Origin of the sequence: Nonomuraea sp. NPDC049152 (assembly GCF_040648355.1) — a bacterium.
Taxonomy (GTDB): Bacteria; Actinomycetota; Actinomycetes; order Streptosporangiales; family Streptosporangiaceae; genus Nonomuraea.
Window position 1 is genome coordinate 569,928 of sequence record NZ_JBEZDO010000002.1, and the last position, 7,353, is coordinate 577,280.

The window sequence follows — 7,353 nt, forward strand, 5'->3', positions numbered from 1 at the left end:
ATGGTCACCGGCGGTGTGGGCAGGATCACAGGGTGGAGATCTTCAGAACCAAGAGTGTCGAACAATCGATCAGAGACACCGAAGACCCAGAGCACCAGCTCAAACGGCGGCTGTCGGCCACCGACCTGACCGTCTTCGGCATCGGCGTGATCGTCGGCACCGGCATCTTCGTGTTGACCGGCCGAGTGGCGAGGGAGACGGCGGGCCCGGCCGTGGCGCTGTCGTTCGTGGTCGCGGCCATCGTGTGCGGCCTGGCCGCGCTGTGCTACGCCGAGTTCGCCTCGACGATCCCCGTCGCGGGCTCTGCCTACACCTTCTCCTTCGCCACGCTGGGCGAGTTCCCCGCCTGGATCATCGGCTGGGACCTGATGCTGGAGATGGCGCTGGCCGGCGCCGTGGTGGCGGTCGGCTGGTCAGGCTACTTCAACTCGCTGATGAACACCATCGGCGTGAACCTCCCGAGCGTCGAGGTGTTCAACCTCTCGGTCAACTATCCGGCCATGGTGATCGTGGCGATCCTGACCGTGGTGCTGACCCTGGGCATCAAGCTCTCCTCACGGGTGAACCTGACGATCGTGGTCGTCAAGGTCGCGGTGATCATCCTGGTCATCGTCGCGGGCCTGTTCTTCATCGACGCCGCCAACTTCACCCCGTTCATCCCGGCCCCGAAGCCCACCCCGGCCGTGCAGGGCCTCGCCGCGCCGCTGATCCAGGTGCTGTTCGGGATCACGCCCGTCGCCTACGGCGTGATCGGCATCTTCTCCGCCGCCGCGATCGTGTTCTTCGCCTTCATCGGCTTCGACATCGTGGCCACCGCCGCCGAGGAGACGATCAACCCGCAGCGCGACCTGCCGCGCGGCATCATCGGCTCGCTGGCCATCTGTACCTTCCTCTACGTCGCGGTCTCGCTCGTGGTGGTCGGCATGCAGCCGTACCAGCAGCTCAGCGAGGACGCGCCGCTGGCCGACGCCTTCCGCGCGGTCGGCCAGCCGTGGATCGCCAGCCTGATCAGCATCGGCGCCATCGCGGGCCTCACCACCGTGGTGATGATCCTCATGCTCGGCCAGACCAGGGTGCTGTTCGCCATGTGCCGCGACGGACTGCTGCCGCGCGGCCTCGCGAAGGTCCACCCGAGGTTCGGCACGCCCGCGCTCATCACGGTGATCGTCGGTATCGTCACCATGCTGCTGTCGGGCTTCATCTCGCTGGGCGCGCTGGCCGAACTGGTCAACATCGGCACGCTGTTCGCCTTCGTCGTGGTGTCGATCGGCGTGATCATCCTCCGGCGTACCCACCCCGAGCTGCACCGCGCCTTCCGCGCGCCGCTGGTGCCCCTGCTGCCGATCCTCTCCGTGCTGGCGTGCCTCTACCTGATGCTGAACCTGCCGGTGGAGACGTGGCTGCGCTTCTTCATCTGGCTGATCATCGGCGTGGTGGTCTACTTCGCGTACGGCTACCGCCACAGCACGGTGATCGGATGGCGGAGCGGCACACCGGACCAGCCGCGCCCGTAGCCCGCGCACCTGCCGGACGCGTCGAAGATCTCCACAGCTCCGGGAACCACGGCACGGTCACGGCCGGGGAACCTGGAGCCGCGCGCCGGTGTATTCGGGGCATGAGACGCATTGCGCTGGTCCTGGCCCTCCTGCTGCCCGCCCTGGCCGTCGCAGCCCCGGTGCAGGCGGGCGGCTGGGCCGCCACCTACCTCGACCCGGTGCCCGCGACGTTCGCCCAGGGCACCACGTACACCGTCGGCTTCTGGATGCTGCAGCACGGCACCCACCCCTACGAGGGCGCCAAGCTCGGCAAGGTGGGTCTGAAGTTCACCAGCGGAGCCGGGAGTCTGGAGTTCACCGGCGTCCAGCTGAAGGAGAAGGGCCACTACGCCGCCGCGATCGCGCTGCCCGCGGGCGACTGGCGGGTCGAGGCGATCCAGGGCTGGTTCGCCCCGTTTCCCGTCGGCACGCTCAAGGTGCCGGGCGCGCTGACGGTCAAGCCGCTCGATTCCCAGCTCAAGGGCATGATCGCCCATTATCTGGACATGAACGGCGGCAAGGACCCATGGGGAGAGGTGCGCCCTCCCGGCTTCACCAGGAAGGGCGCCGCGGTCAAGCCCGCCGCGGCGGCCGCCTCCGTGATCGTCGCGGCCCCCGCCCCCGTTCCCGCCGCCCGCGAGGCATTGCCGTACTGGTTGGGGTTCGGGGTGGCCGCGGCGGCGGGCCTGACCTTCCTCGTGGTCAGGCGGCGCGTCAGAGCGTGAAGACGGCTCCGCCCGCGGACTTCATCGCGCACTCGATCGATCTCATCGCCCCACGCTGCTCATGGGAAACGCGCGCGAGCGGTGTCCTCCGCCATGACGCACGTCTCCCATGAGCAGTCGAGACCGGCCGATCGGAGATCAGGCGGGCAGCGACGCCACCCCCGGCTCGAGGAAGCGCGGAGCGGCGAAGCCCGCCCGGTCCAGGTACGGCGTGATGCCACCGAGGTGGAACGGCCAGCCGGCGCCGAGGATCATGCACAGGTCGATGTCCTGCGCGGCGGCGACCACGCCCTCGTCCAGCATGAGGCGGATCTCCTCGGCCAGCGCCTTCAGCACCCGCTCGCGAACCTGCTCGGCCGTCGAGGGCGAGGTGCCGCCCGTGAACAGGGCCACGGCCTCGGCGTCGAGGGAGAAGTCGGGAGCGTAGACGCCGGGCTTGCCGGAGGCGACCAGCTTGGCCATGTTCTCCGAGACGCCGAACCGGGAGGGGAAGGCCGCGTGCAGGGTCTCCGACACGTGGTGGCCGACCGCGGGGCCGACGAGCTGCAGCAGCGCGAACGGCGTCATCGGCAGGCCGAGGTCGTCGAGCGAGTGCTCGGCCACCTCGAGCGGCGTGCCCTCGTCGACGGCCGCGATGACCTCGCCCATGAACCTGGTGAGCAGCCTGTTGACCACGAACGCGGGCGCGTCCTTGACCAGCACCGCCGACTTCTTCAGCGACTTGCCCACCGAGAACGCCGTCGCCAGCGTCGCGTCGTCGGTCGAGGCGCCCTTGATGATCTCCAGCAGCGGCATGACGGCGACCGGGTTGAAGAAGTGGAAGCCGACCAGCCGCTCGGGGTGCCTCAGCTCGGCGCCCATCTCGCTGAGCGAGAGCGAGGAGGTGTTGGTGGCCAGCACGCACTCGGCCGAGACATGCTCCTCGACCTCGGCGAAGACCTTCTTCTTGACGCCCATGTCCTCGAAGACGGCCTCGATGACGAAGTCGGCGTCGGCGAAGGCGTCCTTGGTCAGCGACCCCGTCACCAGCGCCTTGAGCCTGTTGGCCTGGTCCTGGCCGACCCTGCCCTTGGACAGGAGCTTGTCGACCTCGGCGTGGACGTAGCCGACGCCCTTGTCCAGTCGCGCCTGGTCGAGGTCGGTCAGCACGACGGGTACCTCGAGGCGGCGGGCGAACAGCAGCGCCATCTGCGAGGCCATCAGGCCCGCGCCGACCACGCCGACCTTGGTGACCTTGCGGGCCAGCGCCTTGTCGGGCGCGCCGGCGGGCCGCTTGGCACGGCGCTGCACCAGGTCGAAGGAGTAGAGCCCGGCGCGCAGCTCATCGCCCATGAGCAGGTCGGCCAGGGCCTCGTCCTCGGCGGCGAACCCGGCGTCGCGGGTGGCGTCCTTCGCCGCGGCGATGAGGTCGAGCGCCCGGTAGGGGGCGGGGGCCGCGCCGCGCAGCTTCATGTCGACCAGGAAGCGGGCGTCGGCGACGACCTTGTCCCAGTCCTCCTCGATCGCGGGCCGTTCGACCGCGACCGAGCCGTTGAGGACCTGGGCGGCCCAGCGCAGCGACTCCTCGAGGAAGTCGGCCGGCTCGAACATCGCGTCGGCGACGCCGAGCGCGAACGCGTCCCTGCCCTTGATCATGCGGTTCTGCGACAGCGGGTTCTCGATGATCAGCTTGATCGCCTTGGCGGGGCCGATCAGGCGGGGCAGGAGCTGCGTGCCGCCCCACCCGGGCACCAGGCCGAGGAAGCACTCGGGCAGCGCCACGGCGGGCACACCCGAGGAGATCGTCCGGTAGGTGCAGTGCAGCGCGATCTCCAGGCCGCCGCCCATGGCCGCGCCGTTCACGAACGCGAAGGACGGGACGTCGAGCTCGCCGAGGCGGCGGAAGACGTCGTGGCCGAGCCTGCCGATCTCCAGCGCCTCCTCGCGGGTGCGCACCAGCGCCGCGCCCTTGAGGTCGGCGCCGACGGCGAAGATGAACGGCTTGCCCGTGACGCCGACCGCTGCCAGGTCGGTCCTGGCCGCGATGGCGTCGACGGCCTCGTTCAGCAGCGTCAGCCCGCCAGGGCCGAAGGTGTTCGGCTTGGTGTGGTCGAACCCGTTGTCCAGGGTGATCAGCGCCATCGTGCCGGCCCCGTGGGGCAGCTCGACGTCGCGCACCAGAGCCTTGGTGACTACCTCATCGTTGAACAGGTCGCTCATGCCAGGTTCTCCCAAATGACCGTGCCGCCCATGCCCATGCCGACGCACATGGTGGTGATGCCGTACCGCACGTCGGGCCGCTCGCCGAACTGGCGGGCCAGCTGCGTCATCAGCCGCACGCCCGAGGAGGCCAGCGGGTGGCCAAAGGCGATCGCGCCGCCGTAGGCGTTGACCCTGGGGTCGTCGTCGGGGATCCCGAAGTGCTCAAGGAAGGCCAGCACCTGGACGGCGAACGCCTCGTTGATCTCGAACAGGCCGATGTCGTCGATGGACAGGCCCGCCAGGCGCAGCGCCCGCTCGGTCGACGGGATCGGGCCGACGCCCATGACCTCGGGGTCGACGCCCGCGAAGGCGTAGGAGACCAGGCGCATCTTCGGCGAGAGACCGAGCTCGGCGGCCACGTCGGCGGCGGCCACGAGGCAGCCGGTCGCGCCGTCGTTGATGCCGGAGGAGTTGCCCGCGGTGACGCGGCCGTGCGCGCGGAAGGGGGTCTTGAGCCCCGCGAGGCCCTCGACGCTCGTGCCGGGACGGGGGGCCTCGTCGGCCACCGCCAAACCCCAGCCCTTCTCGGCGGTCCTGATGGCCGTGGGGACCAGGTCCGGCTGGATCTTGCCGTCGGCGTAGGCCTTGGCGACCTTCTCCTGCGAGAGCGCCGCGTAGGCGTCGGCCCGCTCCTTGGAGATGGTCGGGTAGCGGTCGTGCAGGTTCTCCGCGGTCATGCCCATGACCAGCGCGCTGCCGTCCACGAGCTTCTCCGACAGGAACCTGGGGTTGGGGTCGACGCCCTCGCCCATCGGGTGGCGGCCCATGTGCTCGACGCCGCCCGCGATGGCGACGTCGTAGGCGCCGAAGGCGATGCCGCCGGCGACCGTGGTCACCGCGGTCATCGCGCCCGCGCACATGCGGTCGATGGCGTAGCCGGGCACGCTCTTGGGCAGCCCCGCCAGCACCGCGGCCGAGCGCCCGATGGTCAGGCCCTGGTCGCCGATCTGGGTGGTGGCCGCGATCGCGACCTCGTCCACCCGCTCGGGCGGCAGCTCGGGGTTGCGCCTCATCAACTCGCGGATGACACGGACGACCAGGTCGTCGGCTCGGGTCTCCGCGTACAGGCCCTTCGGCCCCGACTTGCCGAACGGCGTGCGCACGCCGTCGACGAAAACGACGTCACGAGAGGAAGGCACGGATTCGCTCCTCGTTGCAGGACTGATTCGGCCCCTATGCTACTCGCGAGTAACTACAACTGAGACGAGGGTGGCCACCAGCAGCGCGCACACCAGCCAGGTGGCCGGCTCCCACAGGTGCGCCCGCGCTCCGACCAGCGCCGCCGTCGTCACCGCCGCCCCCGCCCACGCGGCCACCCTCCGCGTTCCCTCCTGCCCCGGATCCCACGGGTCGTGCGGGGAGCGGGTACGGCTCGCGAACGCCTCGCGCGTCCACCACAGCGCGAAGAACACCCCCACGGCGAAGCCGGCCGGCGCCACGATCTCGATCGCGCCGGCCAGCGACGCGGCCACGCCGTACAGGGCCGACTCCTGGAACAGTCGCGGCACGGTGAAGCCGAGCAGCAGCGTCACCAGCCAGCCGCCCGCCATGCCGAGCCTGGCGGTGGAGGGGCGGGCGCCCGCGGAGGGGTGGCCGTAGAGCGCGCGCTCGCGTTCACGCACCCGGTGCGCGCGTGCCCCCCAGATCGCCTGTGTCGCCGCCAGCGCGGGAACGGCCAGCGTGAACACCGCCAGCGCCGCCCACGCGAGGGGACGCGTGCCCTCTCTGGTCGGCGCCCTCTCGGCCAGCAACTGCGTGGTGGCCAGCGAGGCGATCGCGGCGGTGAGCGCGATCAGGGCGGAGCGGCGCGCCGACCTGGCGCGGGCGCGCAGGCCGGTGAGAGCGGCCGCGCCTGGAAGGGGAGTGGTGGCCATGCGGGCCATCTTCGTCGGCGATGGCTCCTGGTTCGTTCACATCGCGCCGGATTCCTGGACCACCAGGTCGAGAAGGCCGGGAAAACGGGCGTCCAGGTCGTCGCTGCGCAGCGTGATGAAGAGCTTGCGGCCTTCGGGCCGCTGGCAGATCACGCCCGCCTCCCGCAGCACCCGCCAGTGGTTGGTGAGGGTGGACTTGGGCACGTCGGGCAGGACGGAGCCGCAGAGCCGCGCAACCTGACCAGGTACGGCGACGCGTCGCTGCAGGCGCGGACCTACCGCAGCGGCAGGGTGCTGCTGGCGGGGGACGCCGCCCACGTGCACTTCCCCTGGGGCGGTCAGGGGCTCAACACCGGCATGGAGGACGCCTTCAACCTGGGCTGGAAGCTGGCCGCTCAGGTGAAGGGCAGGGCGCCGGACGGCCTGCTCGACACCTACCACGCCGAGCGGCACCCGGTGGCCGCCAGGGTGCTGTGGAACGTCAGGGCGCAGAACGCGCTGGCCGATCCCGATCCGCGCATGGACCCGCTGCGGGAGCTGTTCGCCGAGCTGATGCGCTTCGACGAGGTCAACTCCTACCTCAGCGGCATGATCAGCGGCGTGGACACCGTCTACGACGTCGGGGTCCGGGGCGCCGGATGGATGGCGCCGGATCTGACGCTCACCACTGACAGGGGCACGGTCACGCTTGTCGAGCTGCTGCGGAAGGCGCGACCGCTCTTCCTCGACCTGGACGGCAGGGACGATCTGGTGAAGATCGTCGGTTCCCGTGCCGACGTGGTCGCCGGTGAGGCCGAAAGCCCCTTCGACGCCCTGCTGATCAGGCCGGACGGGTACGTGGCGTGGACCTCGGAGGCCGGGGACGAGACCCTGCCTGGAGCACTAGGGCGCGTATTGGGTCGTGATCAATCTGTCGATTCGCCCTCGTGGTGAGGCCTGGACCGGTAGATCTTGTTCCGTGACGCGAGTGCAACTGAC

Annotated in this window: 7 protein-coding genes; 3 read left to right on the forward strand and 4 right to left on the reverse strand. The window is 70.4% G+C overall.

Annotated elements, in window-relative coordinates; genetic code table 11:
* Positions 1 to 32 precede the first annotated feature (32 nt).
* Both AB0B45_RS06415 and AB0B45_RS06420 read left to right on the forward strand, forming a co-directional pair.
* Complete coding sequence (locus tag AB0B45_RS06415; RefSeq protein WP_358126222.1) at positions 33 to 1,514, forward strand: amino acid permease; 1,482 nt, start codon at positions 33 to 35, stop codon at positions 1,512 to 1,514.
* A 101-nt stretch (positions 1,515 to 1,615) separates the two neighbouring features.
* Positions 1,616 to 2,260, forward strand: a complete 645-nt coding sequence (locus tag AB0B45_RS06420) for a hypothetical protein (protein ID WP_358126225.1) — start codon at positions 1,616 to 1,618, stop codon at positions 2,258 to 2,260.
* A gap of 138 nt (positions 2,261 to 2,398) precedes the next feature.
* Here AB0B45_RS06420 and AB0B45_RS06425 read toward each other — a convergent pair whose 3' ends face one another.
* Genes AB0B45_RS06425 through AB0B45_RS06440 form a run of 4 tightly spaced genes read right to left on the reverse strand, consistent with a single transcriptional unit; the run spans position 2,399 to position 6,579 of the window.
* Complete coding sequence (locus tag AB0B45_RS06425; protein ID WP_358126228.1) at positions 2,399 to 4,459, reverse strand: 3-hydroxyacyl-CoA dehydrogenase NAD-binding domain-containing protein; 2,061 nt, start codon at positions 4,457 to 4,459, stop codon at positions 2,399 to 2,401.
* Positions 4,456 to 5,640 carry a thiolase family protein gene (locus AB0B45_RS06430; protein ID WP_358126231.1) on the reverse strand — a complete coding sequence of 395 codons (1,185 nt, stop codon included), beginning with the start codon at positions 5,638 to 5,640 and terminating at the stop codon, positions 4,456 to 4,458. The genes AB0B45_RS06425 and AB0B45_RS06430 overlap by 4 nt, the downstream gene beginning before the upstream one ends.
* Positions 5,641 to 5,679: 39 nt before the next feature.
* Entirely contained in the window at positions 5,680 to 6,375 is a 696-nt protein-coding gene (locus AB0B45_RS06435) for a hypothetical protein (protein ID WP_358126234.1), read from the reverse strand.
* Positions 6,376 to 6,411: 36 nt separating this feature from the next.
* Entirely contained in the window at positions 6,412 to 6,579 is a 168-nt protein-coding gene (locus tag AB0B45_RS06440; protein ID WP_358126236.1) for a helix-turn-helix domain-containing protein, read from the reverse strand.
* Here AB0B45_RS06440 and AB0B45_RS06445 point away from each other — a divergent pair.
* Positions 6,553 to 7,308, forward strand: a complete 756-nt coding sequence (locus AB0B45_RS06445) for an FAD-dependent monooxygenase (protein ID WP_358126239.1) — start codon at positions 6,553 to 6,555, stop codon at positions 7,306 to 7,308. The two genes, AB0B45_RS06440 and AB0B45_RS06445, sit on opposite strands and share 27 nt — an antisense overlap.
* Positions 7,309 to 7,353 lie beyond the last annotated feature (45 nt).